The sequence below is a fragment of the Gardnerella sp. c23Ub_4 genome, assembly GCF_055804115.1.
On sequence record NZ_JANUYO010000001.1, the window covers coordinates 381,972 to 404,193 of the forward strand.

Genomic DNA, 22,222 nt, shown 5'->3' on the forward strand with positions numbered 1-22,222 from the left:
AAGAATAGTGAGACTATTTTTTGGTTTTGCTTGTTTTTACTTTTATCAATTTCAACCGGCTCCATTTTGGTGGAGTCGCTTGATCGTTTTGTGATCGTTTAGTGTGATGATTTATTGTCTAGAGAGTTAAGCGATAGGCTTTTTACTGGTGTATCACTGGTAAGGGCGTATGGTGGATGCCTTGGTAGACAGGACCGATGAAGGACGTGACGGGCTGCGATATGCCTCGGGGAGCTGCCGAGTGGGCTTTGATCCGAGGATTTCCGAATGGGGAGACCCGGCCACTGTTATGGGTGGTCACCACAGTTTTGTGGGGGGTACGCAGGGAAGTGAAACATCTCAGTACCTGCAGGAAAGGATACTCCGTGAGTAGTGGCGAGCGAAAGCGGATCAGGCTAAACCGAGTACGTGTGATAACCGTCAGGTGTTGCGTATTCGGGGTCGTGGGATTGACTGTTCAGCCTCTGACGGGGTTGAGGAGAGTGATAAAACATCGTGTTATGTGAATGGGATTGAATTCCCAGCCGTAGAGGGTGATGGCCCCGTAGCAGGTCGTGCGATGTCTCTTTATGTTTATTCCCAAGTAGCGCGGGCCTCGTGGAATCCCGCGTGAATCTGCCCAGACCGTTGGGTAAGCCTAAGTATTCCTGTCTGACCGATAGTGTACTAGTACCGTGAGGGAAAGGTGAAAAGCACCCCGGGAGGGGAGTGAAATAGTTCCTGAAACCGTGCGCTTACAATCCGTCGGAGCCTTCTTGTGGGGTGACGGCGTGCCTATCGAAAAATGAGTCTGCGAGTCAGTGGTATGTGGCGAGGCTAACCCGGGTGGGGGAGCCGTAGCGAAAGCGAGTTTTAAAAGGCGTTTTAGTCGCATGTCCTGGACCCGAAGCGGGATGATCTAGCCCTGAGCAGGTTGAAGCGCGGGTAAGACCGTGTGGAGGACCGAACCCACCTAGGTTGAAAACTGGGGGGATGACTTGGGGTTAGGGGTGAAAGGCCAATCAAATTCCGTGATAGCTGGTTCTCTCCGAAATGCATTTAGGTGCAGCGTCATGTTATTGCTTACAGGGGGTAGAGCTACTGGATGCTTGCGGGCCCATACCGGGTACTAATAGCAGCCAAACTCCGAATACCTGTTAGGTTTATCATGGCAGTGAGTCGGCGGGGGATAAGCTCCGTCGTCAAAAGGGAAACAGCCCTGATCGTCGTCTAAGGTCCCGAAGCGCGTGCTAAGTGGGAAAGGATGTGGAGTCGCATAGACAGCCAGGAGGTTGGCTCAGAAGCAGCCATCCTTGAAAGAGTGCGTAACAGCTCACTGGTCTAGTGGTTCCGCGCCGACAATGTAGCGGGGCTTAAGCACGCCACCGAAGACGCGACTGCGTGATTTATTTCACGCGGGGTAGGAGAGCGTCCTGTATGGGGTGAAGCGGCAGTGTGAACTTGTCGTGGACTATACGGGAGTGAGAATGCAGACATGAGTAGCGAGAGACAGGTGTGAATCCTGTCCGCTGAATGACTAAGGGTTCCGGGGCCACGTTCGTCGTCCCCGGGTGAGTCGAGTCCTAAGGCGAGGCCGACAGGCGTAGTCGAATGGATGAACGGGTTGATATTCCCGTACCGGTGTTACACCGTTCGAACTGAATCTGAGAGTACTAACCTTCGTTATTCTGGTTGATTGCCTTTCGGGGTTTTCTTCTGGTTTAGTGTTGGGAGCGTATCGGTAGTAGGTTAGCGTGGGAGTGACGCGGGTAGGTAGCCGGCTGCGGAGGTGGTTTTCCGTGGCTAAGCGTGTGGGCTGTCTCCTAGGTAAATCCGGGGGATGTTTAAGCTGAGGCGTGATGGGTAGGCCGTATGGCTGATTCCGGTGATCCTGCTTGCCGAGAAAAGCTTCGACGTGAGGTGTGATTCCGCTCGTACCCTAAACCGACACTGGTGGTCTGGTAGAGTATACCGAAGCGATCGGGCGAATCCTGGCCAAGGAACTCGGCAAATTACTCCCGTGCCTTCGGCATAAGGGAGACCCCTGATGGTGATGTTTTTTACATGCGGAGCTGTTGGGGGTGGCACAAGCTAGGGGGTAGCGACTGTTTACCAAAAACACAGGAGCGTGCGAAGGCGTAAGCCGCTGTATACGCTCTGACGCCTGCCCGGTGCCGGAAGGTTAAGAGGATCCGTTAGCTTCGGTGAAGCGGTGAATTTAAGCCCCGGTAAACGGCGGTGGTAACTATAACCATCCTAAGGTAGCGAAATTCCTTGTCGGGTAAGTTCCGACCTGCACGAATGGCGTAACGACTTCCCCACTGTCTCGGCCAGGAGCCCGGCGAAATTGCAGTACGAGTAAAGATGCTCGTTAAGCGCAGAAGGACGAAAAGACCCCGGGACCTTTACTATACCTTGGTATTGTCGTTAGGTGTGGATCGTGTAGCATAGGCGGGAGGCTTTGAAGCGTGGGCGCTAGCTTGCGTGGAGTCAACAAGTGAAATACCGCTCTTTCCATATCTGGCGTCTAACCTCGACACGTTATCCGTGTTAGGGACAGTGCCTGGCGGGTAGTTTAACTGGGGCGGTTGCCTCCTAAAGAGTAACGGAGGCGCTCAATGGTCCGCTCAGCCCGGTTGGCAATCGGGTTTTGAGTGTAATCGCACAAGCGGGCTTGACTGTGAGACTGACGGGTCGAGCAGGGACGAAAGTCGGAGATAGTGATCCGGTGCCGGCGTACGGACGTGGCATCGCTCAACGGATAAAAGGTACCCCGGGGATAACAGGCTGATCATTCCCAAGAGTCCATATCGACGGGATGGTTTGGCACCTCGATGTCGGCTCGTCGCATCCTGGGGCTGGAGCAGGTCCCAAGGGTTCGGCTGTTCGCCGATTAAAGCGGCACGCGAGCTGGGTTCAGAACGTCGTGAGACAGTTTGGTCTCTATCCTCTGCGCTCGTTGGAATGTTGAGGAGACCTGCCCATAGTACGAGAGGACCTGGGTGGACGAACCTCTGGTATGCCGGTCGTCACGCCAGTGGCGCTGCCGGTTAGCTACGTTTGGAAGGGATAACCGCTGAAAGCATCTAAGCGGGAAGCCTGCTCCAAGATTAGCATTCCTTGCACTTTGTGTGTGAGCCCCCATGTAGAACACGTGGTTGATAGGCTGGATGTGGAAGCCCTGTAAGGGGTGGAGCTGACCAGTACTAATGGGCGATTGTGATACTACTTGTATTGCTTATCGTTTAATTCTCTTAACATTAGGGAGTGTTAAGCGGTCATGATTATGGTTAAGTTGTTGATTTTGATGATTGTTTCTTCTTGTTGCTCGCGTTCATGTCCGGTTCCCAAACCGCCAGCTTGCCGCTCGCGTATTGCGAGTGTATAATCTAGTTTTGCGGTGGTCATGGCTCAGGTGAGACGCCCGGTCCCATTCCGAACCCGGAAGCTAAGGCCTGACACGGTGAGGGTACTGCACTCGATAGGGTGTGGGAGACTAACACGCTGCCGCATTATTCTTTCTAGCGGGGAGTATAAACTCCCCGCTTTTTTTTTTAATGCTTAACACGCTCGTATTCTTGTAGTGCGATTGTACTTGATTTACGTCGTGTCGTTATACAAACGCACTACATGGAAGGTCCTCGTTCGCGCGTTACAGCGCGCTATTCCTCACGGCTATTAGTAGCCGCTCGGCTGATTTGGCATGTAAAGTCCACTGGACTTTACATTTGAGCCAAATCACGCTTTGAAGGAGCTTGAAATGCGTTATGCAATTTCAAGCTCAGTCAAAGCGCCTCTCGCGCTACGCTCTAAGCGAAAAGGTAGGTCGTCGCGCGCGTAAATAACGTCATAACGAACATATATAGTCAAATATGGGTTCGGGGTGCGCGAAAGCGCTGAGATTATACCCGTTGAACCTGATCTAGTTAGTACTAGCGAAGGGAAAATCATGACTACTGTGTCGTGCTCTAAAAATAGTGAATTCTCAACTAATGCTCGTTGCAAGCAATTCGTTCAAGATGTACGTGAATGCATCGAAGCTTTGCGCGCAAAAAATCCGCTAACACATTGCGTAACGAATAATGTTGTTCAAGAAATAACGGCAAACGTTCTGCTAGCTGCTGGTGCATCGCCAGCAATGGTCGTAGACGCAGAAGAAGCTGAAGTATTTGCTCAAATCGCATCTGGTGTATTAGTAAACATTGGAACGTATAGGCCAGTAGACAAAGAATCTATGGATGCTGCAATTCGCGGAGCTGTAAAAGCACACACTCCATGGGTTCTTGACCCAGTTGCAGTTGGCGGTTTAGCTCCACGCACGCAATACGCGCGCGAAATCGTTAAAAGTCATCCTACTGTAATTCGTGCAAACGCTTCCGAAATCTTAGGTTTAGCTGGAGAAGAAAGCGGCGGTAAGGGAGTAGACGCTGGAGACTCCGTTGATTCAGCAGTTGCAGCTGCTAAGAAGCTAGTTAAACTCTATGGCTCGGTAGTGGCTATTTCTGGCGAAAAAGACGCTATTTATGGTCACGGATGCTCGGCACGAGTCTCGGGCGGTCACGAGATAATGACGAAAGTAGTCGGAACGGGCTGCTCTCTTGGCGCATTGGTGGCAGCATACGTTGGAGCAAATCGAAATCGACCTTTTGCAGCAACAGTTGCCGCTCACGTGCACGCTGCTGCAGCAGGAACTTGGGCAGCACAACGCTCAACATCGCCAGGTGCATTTAGAACATTATGGATGGATGCGCTTATGGATTTGAGCGCAGACGAGATGCTGAAACTAGCGAATATTGAATTTGAACTCGACCCTGTTGATTGGTCTTTATACTTTATAACAGACCCAAAGATGAGCAATCGAGCAGAAGAAGATATTGCAGTTGATTGCGTTAAAGGCGGAGCAAGCGTAGTTCAATTGCGCGATAAGTACGCAAATAGCGAAACTTTTAATAATAAAGCTCAAAGCTTGCGAGACAAAATGCTTGCTAATGGTTGCGGAAACGTGCCGATTTTTGTTGACGATCGTATAGATTGCGCTAAAAGCTTAGGACTCAACTTGCATGTTGGGCAAACAGATACGCCTTATATTGAAGCGCGTAAGTCTATTCCTGCAGAATGGATGGTTGGGCTTTCTATAGAAAAGTTAGAACAGTTAGATTACGTTTATAACGAATGTGCTAAAGAAAATGTGGCATTGCCTGATGTTATTGGAATAGGTCCGATTTGGCCTACTGCCACTAAGCCAGACGCTGCTCCTGCTTTAGGTGTTGAAGGAGTAGAAAAGATTGCTAAACGCGCTAAAGAACTCGGCATTAGTACGCTCGGAATTGGCGGCGTTAACGAAAATACGGTATTCCCTATTAAAAGCACTTCAATAGATGGTTTATGCGTAGTATCTGCTCTAATGCTTGCGCAAAATCCTTGCGAAGAAGCGCGCAAATTACGCGATGCTATTACGAAGGAATAAAAATAATGAATAATCAATTTTCGCAAGCTCAAGCACCTTTGCAATCAATTTCTAAATTATATGATTCAAGCCTAAGGCCATCTTCTTTGCCATCTTTAGAAGACCCGATTATTCCACGCGTACTAAGTATTGCTGGAACTGATCCAACAGGCGGAGCTGGAATCCAAGCTGATCTAAAGTCAATCACGGCATCACATGGATTTGGAATGTGTGTAACAACTAATTTGGTTGCTCAAAACACTTGCGGTGTGCGCGAAGTTTATACTCCTCCAACCGACTTTTTGCAAGCGCAACTAGAAGCAGTATTTGATGACGTAACTATTGATGCTGTAAAAATCGGCATGCTTGGAGACAAATCATATATTAGCCTAGTTCAAAATTGGCTTAAAAATCATCCTGTTCCTGTTGTTGTGTTAGATCCAGTTATGGTAGCAACTTCGGGAGATAGGCTGCTTGAAAAGTCTGCAGAAGATGCAATGCGCGAGTTTGCGCCTCTTGCGGATGTTATTACGCCAAACATACCTGAACTCGCAGTATTATGCGATAAACAGCCTGCATCCAATTTTGAAGAAGCTTATGCTCAAGCAAGCGAGTGGAGTGCAAAAAACAATACTATTGTTATTGTTAAAGGCGGCCACTTAACAAGCGAAGATGCTGGAAATACTGTTGTGTTCCCAGATGGTCACAGAGTGCACGTTCCTTGCCCTAGAGTTGATACAACAACAACGCATGGCACTGGCTGCTCGCTATCTTCTTCTCTAGCTACGCGCATAGGATTAGCGTTGCGAGAAGGAAAGAAGCTAAGCGATTACAGTACTGTAGCGAATGCTTTAGCGTGGTCGTCAAGATGGCTTAACGAAGCTATTGCTTGCGGTAAAGATTTGCATGTTGGAAAAGGTCATGGGCCTGTGAACCATGCGGCTCGTAATTATCGTTTGGAATTAGATTCTTCGTCAACTCCTTGGGAGCATATGCAAGCGAATGGCTTAGATGGATTAACTCCGCAAAGCGTAGTCGTAAAAGCTCATAGCAAGGCTAGAAAGCCAAATGTGGAGCCGTGTGGTCCTTGGACTCAAGCGTTATGGGATGCTAGTGCAGATGTTGATAACAACATTATGAAAATGCCATTTATTGAGGCTTTAGGCAATGGAACGCTTGACTCTGACTTGTTTGCTTTCTACATAAGTCAAGATTCTGAATACTTGAAGCGTTATTCGCGCGCGCTAGCTGCTGTTGGAGCTAAAACGCCAGATAATGAGGCTAGAGTGCATTGGGCTACGGGCGCAGCTATGTGCATAGAAGCGGAATCGCAGTTGCACAGAGATTGGCTTGGAAGCAGAAATATAAGCATTGATGCGCCTTGCTCGCCAGTAACATTAGCTTACGTAAATCACTTACTTGCTTCTACAATGGCAGAAGACTACGTGATTGGAGCTGCATCCATATTGCCATGCTATTGGCTTTATGAAGAAGTGGGGCAAATTTTAGTCAAAAATAATACTCCTGAAAACCCATATCATGATTGGATTTCAATGTATTCTTCTCATGATTTTGAGTCAGGTGTAAGAATGGCGGTTAAATTTGTTGAGAGAGCTTTTGAAGAAGCTGGCCCACAGGCTCGAATTCTTGCTGCTCAAGCATATATGACTTCATGCATTTACGAGTATGAATTCTTTAATCAAGCTCATAGAGCATTGAGGTAGATGGTTTGATAGCTTGATAACTTGATAGCGCTGATGCGTTGACTTCGTCTTTATTAACAAAATCTAGAAGATTTGAAGACGTGTCAAAGCGTCAGCGCATTTTTGTAATACGCATGTCTATTACTGTGCTATGTCTGTTATTGTTGATTTTCTGAGTAGCGCAAATGTGCAGGCGATTTGCTTAAGACTTAAATCGTGAGTAGTAAAAAGTTACCTAAATTCGCTAGCACTATCTTCCTATTTTTTCTATCTTATTATCTTCCTATCTTGCAAAACCCAAAGTACTTTGGAAAATATCAGATAGAATTGCCAAATATGCCCTATTTTCACTAATTCTATCTTGCAAAACCCAAAGTACTTTGGAAAATATCAGATAGAAGTGTGTGCATTGCGGTTATGGATCTATTCGATTTTTTGCTTAACGAGGATAGCCTTAAGCGGTGATTTAATAGAGTGATATTAGATCTCTGAGCAAGTCAATCACTCAGTAACGTATAAACTCTATGCAAAATAGATTATTCTCTGGTATTACGCAAGCTTCAAGAATCATAAATAAAAATCATCATTTAGTATGATGCAAACTCTTTACGGCGATTATAGGCTATTAACCAAAAGCTGAAATTCTAAATAAAGTGGTAATCATGAAAGCGTTAATTGTAGCGTTACCGAGCACTTTATTTATTTTGGATTAGTTTGAGAGGCTCGTTTCAACGCATTCTATGCGTTTACGAGTTTGGTGAGTAAGGAGCTTTGTGTTATGCGTAAGTTTACGAAAGTATTCTTGTTGGCTGCTCTGCCGGCGTGTTTGCTTACTGCATGCGCTGGTAGAGCAGTTGATGATAGTCAACAGCAGGCATCACATGATTCAGTTCCACTTATTTCAGTCAAAAAACAGCCTTTAACACAAGTTGTGTCGGGTAAAGCAACAATAGAACAATCGTCTACCTTTGTTATCACTGCTGTAAGTAGAGGGAATTTTTCTCCATCGGTAAAAGCAGGAAGTGCTGTAAAAGCTGGAAGTATTTTAGGCTACAATGCTGGTAACAAAGTTATTGCTCCCGTAGACGCTAAAGTTGTGTCAGTAGCTGAATCATCTGCGGACATGCCTAAATCTTTCCCGCTATTCACTCTTAAATATGAAGGTTTTTCAATAAGCCTTAACGCAAAAGCTTTACTTCGTTCTGCAGATATTGCAGATGTTAAAGGTCGCTTCCAAGTTGAAGACGGTGTTGGACCAACCAATTGTTTGCAAATAGTACAAAGCGGTGGAACTTCTACCGATGTTGCAGCCTCGGGTAGTAGCAAGAATGATAATGCTGATTCAACTCAAACAGATGAGTCGAGTGCGCAAAGTAAACCCAGTGTATCGTCAAAAGTTTTAACGTGTTTAATAGATAAAAGCGCAGAAGTAGAATCAGGTCAAAATGCGACTCTTGTTTTTAATGGCAAGCATAAACAATCGGTTCTAACTCTGCCTGTTAGTGCGGTTGCTGGAAGAGTCCAAAAAGGCTTAGTCTCATACAAGAAAGGCGATAAATGGGAGCGTAAAGAAGTTGGTCTTGGAATCAGTGACGGCGCTAATATTGAAATTACGTCTGGTTTGCATGAGGGTGATGTTGTAGCAGGTGTTTCTCCTGATCTCATTCCAGGAGTGCAATGATTATGGAGAACAATCCTGTTCCACTGGTTGAATTACAAGATGTGTCAGCGCGTGTAAAACTAGGCAATGGCGAATGGCTTACCACTGTCAACTCTGTTTCTATGCTACTTAACCAAGGTGAAACATATGCGGTAGTTGGCAGGTCTGGATCTGGCAAAACGAGTCTTATTTCTATTATTGGATTTTTGAATAAAAATTTTACTGGAAAATACTATTATTCTGGCAAGTCAATCCAAAAGTGTAGTGATAGTACAGTATCGCATATGCGCGCTAGAAATATTGGTTTTGTTTTTCAAAACTATTCGCTTATTAAGCATTTAAGCATTAGAGAAAATGTTGAGTTGCCGCTTTTATACGCAGGACTACAACAAAGCAAGCAGACAAGAAGAAAAACGATAGAAGAAGCATTATGTGCTGTTGGATTGCAAGATAAACTAAACGAATACCCTGGAAGGCTATCAGGCGGTGAACAGCAGAGAGTCGCGATAGCGCGTGCCTTAGTTACTAATCCCGAATTACTTATTTGCGATGAGCCAACTGGCGCGCTCGATAGTAGTACGGGAGAAAAAGTGCTTCAAGTGTTGCATGATCGTGTTCAAGAATCTGGAACAACATTACTATTAGTCACTCATGATATGAAAGTGGCTCGTTCTTGCTCTCACATTTTTACTATGGAAGGCGGTGTTCTTTATGATTATGCTGCTTAAAGATTTGCGCCTGTCTCCTATGAGATCCTTCCTCACAGGTTTTTCAATGTTTATTGGCATCATTGCCGTTATTGCGTCAGTGCTTATCGGCACGGTTGGTAAGGACTATCTTATTGCAACTAACGAACAGCTAAACGGTCGTAGACCAACATACGAGATTACTTTTTCAGCACAAAATTTTGACGAATATTCAGTATTTAACAAATTCTTAAATCGCATTGAATCCGCAAACCGTAACGCTAACGTTATGCTACAACCAAACACTGGACTACTGTTTAGCGCTTCTATGCCAGCCTCGAAGAGTGTAAAAATAAGCAAAGAATATAAGACCAGCAATCTTCAATATGTTGATGCTGTTTACACTACGGCAGGATACAACAAAGTTTATAACTTACCTATTGTAAGTGGAAGATGGTTTAGTAATAGCGATAAAAGCAACGCATTAGAAATGGTAGTAAACCAATCTGCTAGCAAAAGATACAAGATCGGTGAAGTAGCATTTATTACTTCTCGCAAAACAACACAAATGAGTCCTATAAGGATTGTTGGAGTCGTGAACGATGGCGTAGACTCAGCAAAAGTATACGTGAATATTCTAGGATTATTACGTTACGCTCCAACTCTTTGGGAATATTCTGGAAAAGAAGCTCAAGGCTCAATCTACTGGTTGAATAAAGAAAATCGTTCTCAAAAATCAATTAAATCTTATGTTTCAGATGCTCTTTATGACTGTTGTGGTGGACAAGTAAACGAAATTAGAAGACATGATAATAGTGATGATTACGAGAATGTTATAACAGTATTGCAATTAAGTTTTGCTATCGTAGCAGCATTATTGCTTTTTGTTTCCGCGTTAGGTTTAATCAATATTGGTTTAGCATCGTTGGAACAGCGCACACATGAACTGCTTATACGTAGAGCCTTGGGTGCTACTAGATGGTCGATTGCTTCACTCGTGTTAGGCAGTGCGATTATTTTAGCACTAATAGTTTCGATTGCTGCCGTCGCTGTTTCTTTTGGTCTTGTGTCTATAGCATCAAGTTTTTGGGATGCATCAAGCCCAGTCAGTCCGCCAGTTTACCCATATGAAGCTGCTATTGGAGCTGTTATTGCGGCTTTTATAACAGCACTTGCTGGAAGTGTGGTGCCGGCAATAAAAGCATCGCGTTTACAGCCAGCATTAGCATTGCGTTAATTTTCAAAAAATAAGAAAGAAGGAATAATGAATAATCATACTATTGGTAAAGCAACTCTTATTGTTGGTGTGCTTAGTGCGATTCTTATGTTTAATGCGTGTGGAGGAGTAGGCAACAATAATGCGAGCGGTATGGGTGGCGCGCGCTCGCAAAATAGTTCACCTAGAGAGACTGTTGATTTTGCTCATATAGAGAAGGAATATCAGGAGTCCGTTGCAAAGCTTAGTTGGCCTGAAAAATATAAAGCTCCTGCAAACTTGGTTGGAGAAGAAAAAGACGCTCAGTTCCAGAGTGGATATGGCGATACGCAAGCATCTAATTATTATCAGTGTGCTTGGGAGCGGCAATGGTTAGACACGTATGCTAGTAATGAACAAGCGGCAAGTAAAGCTTTGCGTGAGCTCGAAAAAGTGCCTAGCATGCCGTTTATGGGTCCAGACCGTTGTGATGATGCAACGAGAAACTTTTTCAAAGAGCACATGCGTAAAGCAAAACTAGGAGATCCGTCAGGATTCCAACAGGATGTGCAAACTAATTGTCCTGTGATGTAATTGCATTTGTATAACTTCATTGTGCTGATTTTGTATGCAATGCCTATTTACTTAATTGATAAATAGGCATATACTTATGTGTGTGAAGCGAAAAGAGTTGGAGAAAAGACTTAATCAATGAGTGCTACTGAGCATGATGATGCAACGACTTGTTTACAAATGGTGACCGCTATAGCTCGCAGATGCGATGGCTGGTGGGCTATAGAAGTGTCAGAAATACCAGGATTATTTACTCAAGTACGTAGACTTGATCAGGTTGCAGCAATGGTAAAAGACGCTGCTGCAACTTTAAATGTTAAAGTCAATGGCGTGAAAGTAACTCCGAAACTTAGTGAGCAAGATGAGCTTATGCTTCAGCGCATGTTAGATGCAAAATCTGCAGCTATAAAAACTCAAGAAGAAGCGTCTATGCTTATGCGTGAAACGGTCCGCTTATTAAGGAATCAGGGATTGACGGTTCGTGATGTTGCAGAGCTTACGGGAGTTACTCCGCAGCGAATAAGTTCGCTTAAAGCTTAGTAACTTAATGCAATGTGGTTGGGGCTATGCGCAAGTCAATCACTCAGTAACATATAAACTCTATGCAAAACAAATCATTAACAGATAAATAATCAAAGGCCAAGTCGTAGGATACATTGCTACAGCTTGGCCTTTGAAAATTGTGATATGTTTTTATATTAAAATTCGCAGTCTAATGCTTTTACTTATTTTTGGCTATGCCAAGAGCTTTTGAACTTTCATCCTTATCAAGGCCTATAAATAGAAGAACAATTATACCAATAATCAGCGGAACATAACCGTATCCAGATCCGTGGATTATGCCGAATATTTCCATAAGCCCATTTGCTATTACGGCTAGTGAAGATACTATAAAATATAGTTGCGCGCACCACGGTTTTTTAATGAGAAATATGGTTGCAAGACCAAATAATCCAGCGATAATTTGAGGCACTCCCCATAGATAATCATTACGCATTACAATCAGCGCAATTCCGCTAGCAAGAAATACGCCATTGGCTATTGTCCAAAATACGGACGGAATTTGTGCTTTTGTATCTTCTAAATTACTCATATTCTTCTCCTTCTAATACAAGAAAATAATTGTGTATATAAAACCTTTACAATTTATAAATTAATGTCGCGCTAAAAGGTAAACAATATCTTGTATATGAAAACCTTTACAAATAATTACTAATTAAAACTACTCAAGATTCATTAATCTTTTAAACTGAATCAGTAAAGTATACTATTTATACGGTTATGTTCATTTTTGAAAGGGATAACTGCATTACATTCCCAATACTTGCCAAAGGCTCGAAAATAAAGTGAACCGCCTAAATGCTTTAGGGTATCGCGATGAAGCAGAAGCCCTTTTTGAGATACTGCGCGAATCACATCTTTACTTTTCTTGCCCAAAAATCGAACATTGAACTGTTTTATAACAATTTGTTTTTCGCGTATCGAAATTCTGATGTAATAAACTAAAGAAGCATATTTTCGAATGTTCAAATATAGTTCTTCGATTAATTCAATAACTTCACAGATGATTTCATCGCTAATGTCTTCAGGAATATCGTTACTAGATATATTGCATATGGATCTTCCTTTTAATCCACATGATTCATTGATTGAGTCGTTCATTTGTAGCGTATCTTCAATGCGCTGAATGAACTCGCTTCGAGCATCATGCTTAGCAGTATTTCCACGTAGAATGTCGATAATATTATGACCTTCTTCAAAAGCCTGATCTGCCAAATCATTTATTTCTTCAATAGCTTCTCGTTGCTTTTTAGAAATAGACTTGTCAAGTAATGCTATTTTACTTTGTAGTGCAATATCTGCAATCTTATTAGTTAATTTATCGTGCATTCGCACAGCCAAATTAAGATTATTAATTGTTTGCCTATCTTTTTCATAAAGAACCATTTTTTGGTGATAAATGCGCAAAATAATACCAGTGCAAACGCAAAATATATTTATTAAAAGGTAAGCAATAAGATACTTGAAAGACAAAGTTGATAGGTATCGGTATGCAACGTAGTGTAATGCATCTATTACTAAGAATAAAGGTAGTGTAAATTGAATCGGATATAAATATGAAATAAAAACAAATGATATGATGAGCCCGAAAGTTACTGGTGGAAGATTCAGACTAGGAATAACAAGAATGCTGAGGTGCACAAAAATATAGCACATGCTCATAAAATGCGGGAGCAAGCAAAGGAACAGATTCATAGCAGCAAGAATCATGTAAACTATAACAAGTTGTATTGTGCTATTGTCGCTATTTGAGTAAATATATGCATCCATTGCGCTCGATAAACATCCCAATAGTAAAAATGTTTTATTGTCAATAAGCTTTTCTCGCAAACGACGCATTAAGAAAATAATCATTGTGTATCATTTCCTAAATATTCATCATGCAGCCATGTGGTAATAAGTTGTGAACGATTCGTCACATTCAACTTTTTGAACACGCGACGAAGGATAGTTTCCACAGTACAAGTTTCAACAAATAAACGTTTAGCGATTTGCGCATTGGTCATGCCTTTACTGCACAACTTTACAATTTCAGTCTCATGATCCGTTAAAGCAAGGCGTCCCTTTTTTGGCTTATTTTGCAAACGTTGAAATGCTGTCATCGTGTCGTCAAAATGAAGATCGCCTATTATTTGCGGCTTGAACGCGCCTTGGATAATACTGCTAAGCATAGCGCAAATAGTTTCTGGGTGGTTTTTCCCAACAATGCCTTGCGCGCCTGCTGCCGATGCTTTTAATGCATAATCGTTGATAGGAAATGAAGTTATAGCAATTATTATTGGGAGCGAGTGTCTTCTTCGCAATTCGTATAATATTTTAATTCCCGAAACCCCAGACATATACATGTCAATTAGCAGCACGTCTGGGCATCGATTTTGACAAAACTGAATTGCTTGATCGGCACATGTTGACAACCAGCAAATATTGCAGGACGGAACAACCTGTTCAATATATGTTTTTAGGCCGTGTAGACAAAAACAATCATCATCAACAATGCCAACAGTAATATGCTTTGCTATCATATTGCTCCTTTAGAAAAGCATTATTTAAGTAATAATAATACTTGAATTTGTATGATGAATATCTTGTCTAGGAAAACCTTTACAAAGGGAATCTTATAAAGGCAGGCGCTGAGAGCTTACGGGGGTTACTCCGCAGCGAATAAGTTCGCTTAAAGCTTAGTGATTCAAAGCAATGTGGTTGAGGCTTGGCAATGGCTGAGTGAATAATGCCGTGTGCATTTGTATAGCTTTATTGCGCTTTCGCGCTAAATAGCTTGTTATATGCTTCTTTTTACCCATGTTGATGGTGTCCAATAATCTTTGGTAAGCATTGATGGGTATGTTTGTTTACGAGCTTGAATAATCCATAAGGCTATACCTGTTGAAACAAGTATTACGCCAGCTGCAATCATTATGAATAATGATGAATTTAGATTTCCCCATGCTAGTACGCTTGCATACCCTACGATAATGCCGCATTGCTCCATAATAGAAGTAAAAGTAGTAGTTGCGCCGAGAATGCGTGTTGGTATGCCGTCGAGAAGAGCTGTTTGCCCATAGACAATAGTGGCGTCAAAAATAATACCTGCAATGAAAGCAGAGCAAAGAAAAAGAGCAATCCAATTATTAAGTGCGAAAATAAGTAAAGGAATAGAGAGGAATCCAGGTAATAAAATAGAGTATAAAATCTCATAATGAAGCACAATATATTTGCATAATACTGAACCTACAATCATGCCAATGTTAAATATGCTGACTATTGTTCCCCACGTGGATGCCGAATGAAAAAGTGTGAGACAATGGTGTGCTCCCATTAGTCTGAATGCGGCAAGCCATGATCCAGATTGTAATGCTGATGCTACTCCTAAGACTATTAACCATGGTGTAGATTTCATATAGTGTAGAGAAGCTGCAAAACCAGCGGTTTTATTGCTTCCTGTTCCTGTTTTCGTATTGTTTGCGCTATTTTGTGCTTGCTGGTTTAGATTAACTAACAGCAGAGGTAGCGCCGCTAGTATCATCACAATAGCAATGCTCGTAAAGAAAATGAGAGGATTGCATATATCAACAAATATGCCAGTAATCGCAGGTGCGGCAAGCCTGCTGAGATTAATCCACATGCGCATGCTTGCTAAAAACTTGGTTTTTTCGCCAGTTGGTACACTATACGCCATCAATACTTTTTGATTAGGTGAAGAAAATGCAGTAAAGAACCCGAATATTATGCCAAGTAGCGTAACCATAATAGTAATAAGATTATGCTGTGCTACTAAAGCAAAACCATATCCAGTGCACAACAAGGCAAAGCAGAACGTTAGCGCTATAAACAATTTAGTTGGTGGATATTTATCTGCAATAATTCCGCCAAGCGGTGCTGCTATGCAGGTCATAAGCGCTACTGATACCGCGTTAAGCGCTGCGTGAGATAAGTCAACATGCATTAAAAGATATAGACTCACGCCAAATCTACAGCTTGTTAAAAGAAAAGCATTAAGCGATAAAACGGCAATAATAAGAGTTGTGCGAATTCGTGCCGCAGCGTTCATTTCCTTCTCTTTTTTCTTTCTTTCATATTCTGAATAATATATGTCTCTTGATATACACCTTTTTCTGGACTGTGAGTGAAATGAGTGTTTTATTGCGGTGTTTTACTCTTAACTACTCTTAACTACTCCGAAATGTATTTATTTTTGCGCTTTTTGTTTGTGTCGTGATTCGCATCGCTGCGGCTTGCAAGCAAGATGCATAATTACTGGCGATAGTAGGAGAGGAAGCTGGAGCGTTTGCTCATTGCGTCGCGAAGAGTATGCAAGCGTGGCAAGTATATAACGTGTAGTTATGTTAAGGGATTGACGTTTGTTTAACAATGTAGTAAATTGATTTACAAGAGTTTAGCATTGCAGTTCAAAGGAGACTGAAATGGAAAGAATACCTAAAGGTAAAAAGTTCCAATTTAAGGCATTGCTTGATGACAAACAGTGGGTATCTAAAGATAATGTCTTCGGAGTTGGAGGGGAGGAGGTAGAAACAAGCGTGCATTTTTGATTTGGTGTCTGTGTGAACATGACATGTAGATTTATATGAGCCAGTGTTTGCGGCAATTAAAAAACTGTTTGCTTGTTATGTAGTCATACAACAAAGAATAAAAAAATTACTAGTTTGTTTTCTGATGCTTTAGAGAATAGTTCGTCACCCATTTTCTAAATGCAAAATGAGTGCAAGTTAACATATGCAGATAAAAAGAAGGTTACAATGAAGAAACTTACAAAAATATGTGCATTAATCGGTGCTGCTGCAATGATTATTAGCGCAGGTGCGTGTGGTAGTGCAAAATCATCCGACGCTAATGGCTCAACACAGCTTACCATTTGGCATTATTGGGATGGCGCTAATGCCGATACCTTTGATGCAATGGTGAAGGATTTTAATGCTTCGCATAAAAATATTAAGATTAAGACTGCGAGCGTTCCGAATTCTGATTTTATGACGAAGCTTCGTGCATCGGCTTCGTCGAAGAGTTTGCCAGATATTTCTATAAGTGATTTGGTATGGGTGCCACAGATTGCAAAAATGGGCAATTTGACTGATCTTTCTAAGGTTATCAGCTCGAAAACGCTCGATGATGTGACTCCTGCATTGATTGACTATGGTCATATTGACGGCAAACAAGTTTCTGTGCCAGTTACTGCCAATAATCTTGCGTACATGTACAACAAGGACGTTTATAAAGCAGCTGGGTTAGATCCTAACAAACCACCACAAACATGGGATGAGTTGAAGAAAGTTGCCGAGACAATCAAGGAAAAGACTGGCAAGCCAGGGTATGATTTGCTTACTCAAGCAGGAGATAACGGCGAAGGTTTAACTTGGAACTTCCAGGTCAACTTGTGGCAAGCTGGCGGCGAATTCTTGACGAAGGATAATTCTAAGGCTGCATTCAATACGCCAGAAGGCAAGAAGGCTATGAACTTCTGGATGGATCTTATCAAGAGCGGCGTGAGCCCATATGCTAAGTGGGGCGAATTTGAAAAGGGCAAGGGTGGTTCTGCTCAGGAAGGTAGCTGGATGGTTGGCATCTGGGCGCCAGATCCACCATTTGATTTCGGTGTAGCGAAAGCTCCTCATCCAAAGGATGGCAAGGAAGCGACTAATCTCGGTGGTGAACAAGCAATCGTCTTCCATAATTCTGACGCTCGTGCCAAGGCTGCTGGTGAGTTCTTGAACTGGTTCTTGCAGCCAGAACAGGTGATCAAGTGGTCGCAAAAGACTGGCATGCTTCCTGTAACGAAGAGTGTTGCAAAGTCTGATAAGTATTTGGATTGGGTTAAGAAGGAACAGCCTCGTTTAATTCCGTTTGTGGAACAAATGGAGATTGCTCATACGCGTCCAAATACGCCATTGTATCCAAAGATTTCCTTTGAATTTGCAAAGGCTGTGGAGAAGGCTTTCGCTGGAGAGCAGAGTGTTGACGAAGCGCTTGCGAATGCTGAAAAGGCAGTAAACGACGTGATTGCCAAAGGCTGATTGCATAAATACTGTGCCGATAGCTGGGTCAAAGGAAATGAAGTTGACTCAGCTATCGGAGTTCTTTGCATCAAGGAGTATGTAATGAAAAAACGTCATTTTCTCAAGTCTGCGCACAGGCACTACCAGAAAGATCAAGTAATATGTGCTGCGGTATTCTTGTTGCCAGCAGTGCTTATTATTGGTGGTTTCGTGCTGTACCCTGTGTTGTCTGCTGTATATATTTCACTAACATCGTGGGATGGATTCTCTCCAGAAAAGAAATTTATTGGCTTGGGAAACTATGTTCGTCTTTTCCAAGATCCTGAGTTTTTCAATAGCTTAATGGTAACGGTTATTTATGCTGCTGGTGTATGTGTATTAAGTGTGCTGACTGGATTGTTGCTCGCGCTTTTGCTTGATGCGCCTATACGAGGTAGGAGTATTTATCGTAGTATTTACTTCCTTCCAGTGGTTACATCTTCTGTGGCTGCAGCCATTGTGTGGAAATATATGCTCGATCCTTCTGGATTCGTGAACAGTGTGTTGATGAAATTCAATATACACGGACCAGATTGGTTACAAAATCGTTGGCTTGCGCTTATTGCATTAATTCTTTTGACCGTGTGGAAAAATATTGGTTTTAACGCTATTTTGTATTTAACTGCGTTACAAGCATTGCCAAAAAGCGTGTATGAAGCGGCTGCATTAGATGGAGCTACTGGGTGGCAAAAATTATGGAAGATTACTTTCCCATTGCTATCTCCAATGACGTTTTTTGTAGTAGTTCAGGCATTAGTAACGAGCTTCCAATCCTTCGACCTTGCATACATGCTCACTGGTGGCGGTCCTCGCGGAGGTACGGAAGTGCTTGGCATGATGATGTATCGTGATGCGTTCAAGCTCGGTGATTTTGGCTATGGAACAGCAATAGCGTTCATTACGCTTGCGCTAGTGCTAGGCGTGACGATGATTCAATGGAAAGTTTCTGGAGCACAAGGAGAAGAATAATGAAATCATCATTATGGTCGCGTTTGGCGCGTCATGCGATTCTGATTTTAGGTTCAGCAACAGTAATCATTCCATTTTTGTGGATGTTCACTACTTCTTTGCAAATGCGTGCTGAAACATACACGAATACTTCAATTTTTCCTACATCATGGCATTGGGAAAACTATATTCACGCGTGGCAAGCGGCACCGTTTGCGCAATATTATTGGAATACGCTATTGATGACGGTAGGAATTGTTGTAGGACATTTAATATTTGATGCCTTTGCCGCCTACGCTTTTGCGCGCTTAGAATTTCCTTTGAAGAAAACAATATTCATTCTGCTGCTTTCTGCATTGATGATTCCTAATTTTGTGATTGTTATTCCGTCTTATGAGATAGTCGCTAATTTGGGATGGGTTGATACGCTGTATGCTTTGATTGTTCCTAGGCTTGCAGATGTGTTTGGCATTATTTTACTTCGCCAATATTTTGCAACAATTCCTCGAGAGCTTGATGAGGCAGCGCGCATTGACGGTTGTGGCAGGTTTGGAATATTCTTCAAAGTAATCGTTCCATTGTCGTCTCCAGCGTTTGCGACGCTTGGTATTTTTAGTTTTCTCTTTGCGTGGAATGATTTCCTTTGGCCGTTATTAGTTACGAATACGGATGAAACTCGTACAATTCAGATTGGTTTAGCATCCTTCGTAGGGCGTTACGGAACCTCTTGGAATTATTTGATGGCAGGAACTTTGACTGCAACAATACCAAGTATTATTGTGTTCCTTTTCTTCCAACGTGCGCTTGTTAGAGGAATTGCCAATACTGGTATGAAAGATTAGAAATTGTAGAAAAATTAAGGATGGGGTTTATTATGTCTATACCACAGTGGTTACCTGATGCAAGATTTTATCAGATTTTTCCTGATCGTTTCTATCGTTGTGAAGGCTACGGTATGCTAACTGAAGGTCATGTGCCGCTTGATCCATGGGATGCTGAGCCTACGCGTGAGAATTTCTTAGGTGGTAATATTGCTGGAATTACAGAAAAACTTGATTATATTCATGATTTAGGGTGCAATGCGCTCTATTTGAATCCAATTTTTTCTGCTGCAACAAATCATCGTTATGATGCAAACGATTATTTTAAAATCGATCCACTTTTAGGAACTCTTGAAGATTTCCATACATTGGTAGATGAAGCGCATAAGCGGAATATACGTATAGTACTAGATGCAGTTTTAAATCATTGTGGTAAAACTCATTGGATGTTTCAAGATGTTGTTAAAAATGAAGAGAATTCAGAATATGTTAATTATTTTTCAGTGAAAAACTTTCCAGTTAAGTCATTGCCTGTACCTAATTATAAAACCTGTTCTGGTTGTGAATATCTACCGAAGTGGAATGTGTTTAATCCAAAGGTGCGTGAGCATCATTTTAATGTTGCGAGATATTGGATTGATCAAGGTATCGACGGTTATCGTCTTGACGTTCCATATTTTATTTATCCAGAATTTTGGCAGGATTTTAGGCAAGTTGTTAAAGCAAAAAATTCAGAATTATGTTTGATAGCTGAAGAATGGAGAGACCCCGCTCAATGGCTGCAAGGAGACACTACCGATAGCACAATGAATTATACTCTGCGTGATTTAGTTTTAGGTTTTACTGCAACGAAGCGGTTCAATGCATACGATTTTGTTAACGGTATTAACCGTTTGCAGGAGCGCATACCGTATGGATATCACCATGGGATGATGAATTTGTTGGGTAGTCACGATACTGAGCGTGTTTTAACTGCGCACCAAAATAATACTGAGGATTGCATAGCTGCCTACTGTTGCATGTTTGCCTGCGAAGGTGCTCCGATGATTTATTACGGTGATGAACTTGGTATGGTTGGCGATAATGATCCTGGGTGCCGTTCTGGTATGCAGTGGGATAGTCTTGATACAAATGCTGAAATATTCCGTACAATTGTTCAATTAAATGCATTGCGGCGTGATCATATTGCGTTGCGAAGGGGTACGCAAAGTTGTTACGCTGTTGACGAAGATACTGTCATTATTTCGCGAGAGCATAAGGAAGAATCTCTTTTGATGATTATTTCACGTAATAATTTGGTAGAATATAATTCATCGAAGCTACCTCAACAATTGCAAAATCATAATTGGCGAATTATAAATGGTGTAACTGTTGGAGATAGTTGGCGCCCTAATAAAGATAATTCTATGATCGTATTGCAGGCTCAACAGTAAAAATAATGTAGAAGTAAGAAGTGTGAAGCATGGGAAAGAAAATTACAATGCAGGATATTGCTGATGCAGCGCGTGTCTCTAAATCTGCTGTCTCCTTTGCGTATAATACTCCTGATCGCTTATCGTCAGAAACTGTAGAACACATATTTTCAGTTGCAAAGGAACTAGGATATGTGCGTAATCCTGTTGCTTATATGCTGAGAACTCAAAAGACAAATAGTTTGGGATTGTTACTACCGCAGCAATTAGGGCGAGTGCTAGAAAATCCATACTATTCGGAATTTATTCAGGGTATTGGGCAAATCTGTGAGCGAGAGGGATTGACGCTTCTTTTAGTGCCTCCACTTCGTAATTCTATGTTAAAAGCAATTCCTTATGCTGCAGTTGACGGTTTTATAGTAACTGGTTTAGAAGAAGATCGTGGTGAAGTTGAAGCTCTTATGCAGCAAGGAAAGCCATTTGTGATTGTTGACAGTGAGGTACATAGCCAGGCTCCGAGTATCAATATTGATGAGTCGCGCGCTATGAAAGAATTAACTGAGCATCTTATTTCATTAGGTCATCGCAATTTTGTGGTGATTTCTCCAGAATCAGGCAATGATGATGGGTATCTTTCTTGGCATGGAACAATTCGTCGCCGTATTGATGGTGTGATTTCTGCTTTAGAAGAGAATGGAATAGCTCCACTGGTCGATAAGAAAAATGTTATTGAAGTGCCATGTACTCGTACTGGAGGAGAAGAAGCTTTTGCGCAAATAAAACAAAATAATTCTGTATTACCAACTGCATTCATCTGTTTTAGTGATGTTATTGCGTTTGGAGTAATGGACGCTGCTAGACAGTCTGGTTTGCAAATTCCACGTGATATTTCTGTTACAGGATTTGATGATATAGATGAGTCTGCATGTAGTAATCCACCGTTGACAACAGTTAAACAGCCTGTTACAGCTAAAGGACGTTTAGCTGCTGAATATATAGTAGAAACTTTGAATGCTGGGTATGAACGCGCATCATCCCGTCACGTATGTCTACCTATTACTGTGCTGCTGCGTGAGTCGATTGGCCCAGTAGCATCTATAAGATAACAGGTTGCTTAGTAAATACTTTGATTCCTTCCTCCTATGAAAAATATAGTGCTACGTTAAATTTTTTTTAGCGTGGCACTATATT

Annotated in this window: 17 protein-coding genes, 2 rRNA genes and 1 riboswitch; of the genes, 15 read left to right on the forward strand and 4 right to left on the reverse strand. The window is 42.3% G+C overall.

The window, feature by feature from the left end; translation table 11 throughout:
- Positions 1-149: 149 nt before the first annotated feature.
- The 9 genes from NYP67_RS01670 (at position 150) to NYP67_RS01710 (ending at position 11,782) form a co-directional block, all read left to right on the forward strand.
- Positions 150-3,208: ribosomal RNA gene (locus NYP67_RS01670) — 23S ribosomal RNA — on the forward strand.
- A gap of 167 nt (positions 3,209-3,375) precedes the next feature.
- Positions 3,376-3,492: ribosomal RNA gene (gene rrf / locus NYP67_RS01675) — 5S ribosomal RNA — on the forward strand.
- A gap of 356 nt (positions 3,493-3,848) precedes the next feature.
- A riboswitch (TPP riboswitch) is annotated at positions 3,849-3,940 on the forward strand.
- Positions 3,929-5,446, forward strand: a complete 1,518-nt coding sequence (gene thiM, locus NYP67_RS01680; protein ID WP_032839710.1) for a hydroxyethylthiazole kinase — start codon at positions 3,929-3,931, stop codon at positions 5,444-5,446. (Overlaps the previous riboswitch by 12 nt.)
- Before the next feature lie 5 nt (positions 5,447-5,451).
- Complete coding sequence (locus tag NYP67_RS01685; protein ID WP_020759322.1) at positions 5,452-7,149, forward strand: bifunctional hydroxymethylpyrimidine kinase/phosphomethylpyrimidine kinase; 1,698 nt, start codon at positions 5,452-5,454, stop codon at positions 7,147-7,149.
- A 757-nt stretch (positions 7,150-7,906) separates the two neighbouring features.
- Positions 7,907-8,809, forward strand: a complete 903-nt coding sequence (locus NYP67_RS01690) for an efflux RND transporter periplasmic adaptor subunit (protein WP_004133305.1) — start codon at positions 7,907-7,909, stop codon at positions 8,807-8,809.
- Entirely contained in the window at positions 8,806-9,516 is a 711-nt protein-coding gene (locus NYP67_RS01695; RefSeq protein ID WP_004131316.1) for an ABC transporter ATP-binding protein, read from the forward strand. The genes NYP67_RS01690 and NYP67_RS01695 overlap by 4 nt, the downstream gene beginning before the upstream one ends.
- Entirely contained in the window at positions 9,500-10,711 is a 1,212-nt protein-coding gene (locus NYP67_RS01700) for an ABC transporter permease (RefSeq protein ID WP_101889841.1), read from the forward strand. The genes NYP67_RS01695 and NYP67_RS01700 overlap by 17 nt, the downstream gene beginning before the upstream one ends.
- A 27-nt stretch (positions 10,712-10,738) precedes the next feature.
- Positions 10,739-11,263, forward strand: a complete 525-nt coding sequence (locus NYP67_RS01705) for a hypothetical protein (RefSeq protein ID WP_004131320.1) — start codon at positions 10,739-10,741, stop codon at positions 11,261-11,263.
- A 117-nt stretch (positions 11,264-11,380) separates the two neighbouring features.
- The gene (locus NYP67_RS01710) at positions 11,381-11,782 is read left to right on the forward strand and encodes a transcriptional regulator (protein WP_004131321.1); all 402 of its coding nucleotides are present in this window, start codon (positions 11,381-11,383) and stop codon (positions 11,780-11,782) included.
- Positions 11,783-11,963: 181 nt separating this feature from the next.
- On the opposite strand, the gene NYP67_RS01715 is transcribed toward NYP67_RS01710, so the two are convergent.
- From NYP67_RS01715 to NYP67_RS01730, 4 genes are all read right to left on the reverse strand, one after another.
- Positions 11,964-12,335 carry a hypothetical protein gene (locus tag NYP67_RS01715; protein WP_004133309.1) on the reverse strand — a complete coding sequence of 124 codons (372 nt, stop codon included), beginning with the start codon at positions 12,333-12,335 and terminating at the stop codon, positions 11,964-11,966.
- A 161-nt stretch (positions 12,336-12,496) separates the two neighbouring features.
- The gene (locus NYP67_RS01720; RefSeq protein WP_004133315.1) at positions 12,497-13,657 is read right to left on the reverse strand and encodes a hypothetical protein; all 1,161 of its coding nucleotides are present in this window, start codon (positions 13,655-13,657) and stop codon (positions 12,497-12,499) included.
- The gene (locus tag NYP67_RS01725) at positions 13,654-14,325 is read right to left on the reverse strand and encodes a response regulator transcription factor (protein ID WP_004131325.1); all 672 of its coding nucleotides are present in this window, start codon (positions 14,323-14,325) and stop codon (positions 13,654-13,656) included. Before NYP67_RS01725 ends, NYP67_RS01720 begins: the two co-directional genes overlap by 4 nt.
- Positions 14,326-14,582: 257 nt before the next feature.
- Positions 14,583-15,851 (reverse strand): MFS transporter, encoded by a 1,269-nt coding sequence (locus NYP67_RS01730; protein ID WP_415702259.1) that lies wholly within the window; start codon positions 15,849-15,851, stop codon positions 14,583-14,585.
- Positions 15,852-16,224: 373 nt separating this feature from the next.
- On the opposite strand from NYP67_RS01730, the gene NYP67_RS01735 reads away from it, so the two are divergent.
- The 6 genes from NYP67_RS01735 (at position 16,225) to NYP67_RS01760 (ending at position 22,137) form a co-directional block, all read left to right on the forward strand.
- On the forward strand, positions 16,225-16,350 hold the full coding sequence (locus NYP67_RS01735; protein ID WP_004112878.1) for a hypothetical protein: 126 nt from the start codon (positions 16,225-16,227) through the stop codon (positions 16,348-16,350).
- 207 nt (positions 16,351-16,557) lie between these two features.
- Positions 16,558-17,829 (forward strand): ABC transporter substrate-binding protein, encoded by a 1,272-nt coding sequence (locus NYP67_RS01740; protein WP_004131339.1) that lies wholly within the window; start codon positions 16,558-16,560, stop codon positions 17,827-17,829.
- A gap of 84 nt (positions 17,830-17,913) precedes the next feature.
- Positions 17,914-18,819, forward strand: coding sequence for a carbohydrate ABC transporter permease (locus NYP67_RS01745; protein ID WP_004118115.1), 906 nt, complete (start codon positions 17,914-17,916; stop codon positions 18,817-18,819).
- Entirely contained in the window at positions 18,819-19,640 is an 822-nt protein-coding gene (locus NYP67_RS01750; protein WP_004112888.1) for a carbohydrate ABC transporter permease, read from the forward strand. The genes NYP67_RS01745 and NYP67_RS01750 overlap by 1 nt, the downstream gene beginning before the upstream one ends.
- Before the next feature lie 32 nt (positions 19,641-19,672).
- A complete protein-coding gene (locus NYP67_RS01755) occupies positions 19,673-21,052 on the forward strand; it encodes a glycoside hydrolase family 13 protein (protein ID WP_410294424.1) in 1,380 nt (459 codons plus the stop codon).
- 29 nt (positions 21,053-21,081) lie between these two features.
- Complete coding sequence (locus NYP67_RS01760; RefSeq protein WP_004131343.1) at positions 21,082-22,137, forward strand: LacI family DNA-binding transcriptional regulator; 1,056 nt, start codon at positions 21,082-21,084, stop codon at positions 22,135-22,137.
- Positions 22,138-22,222 lie beyond the last annotated feature (85 nt).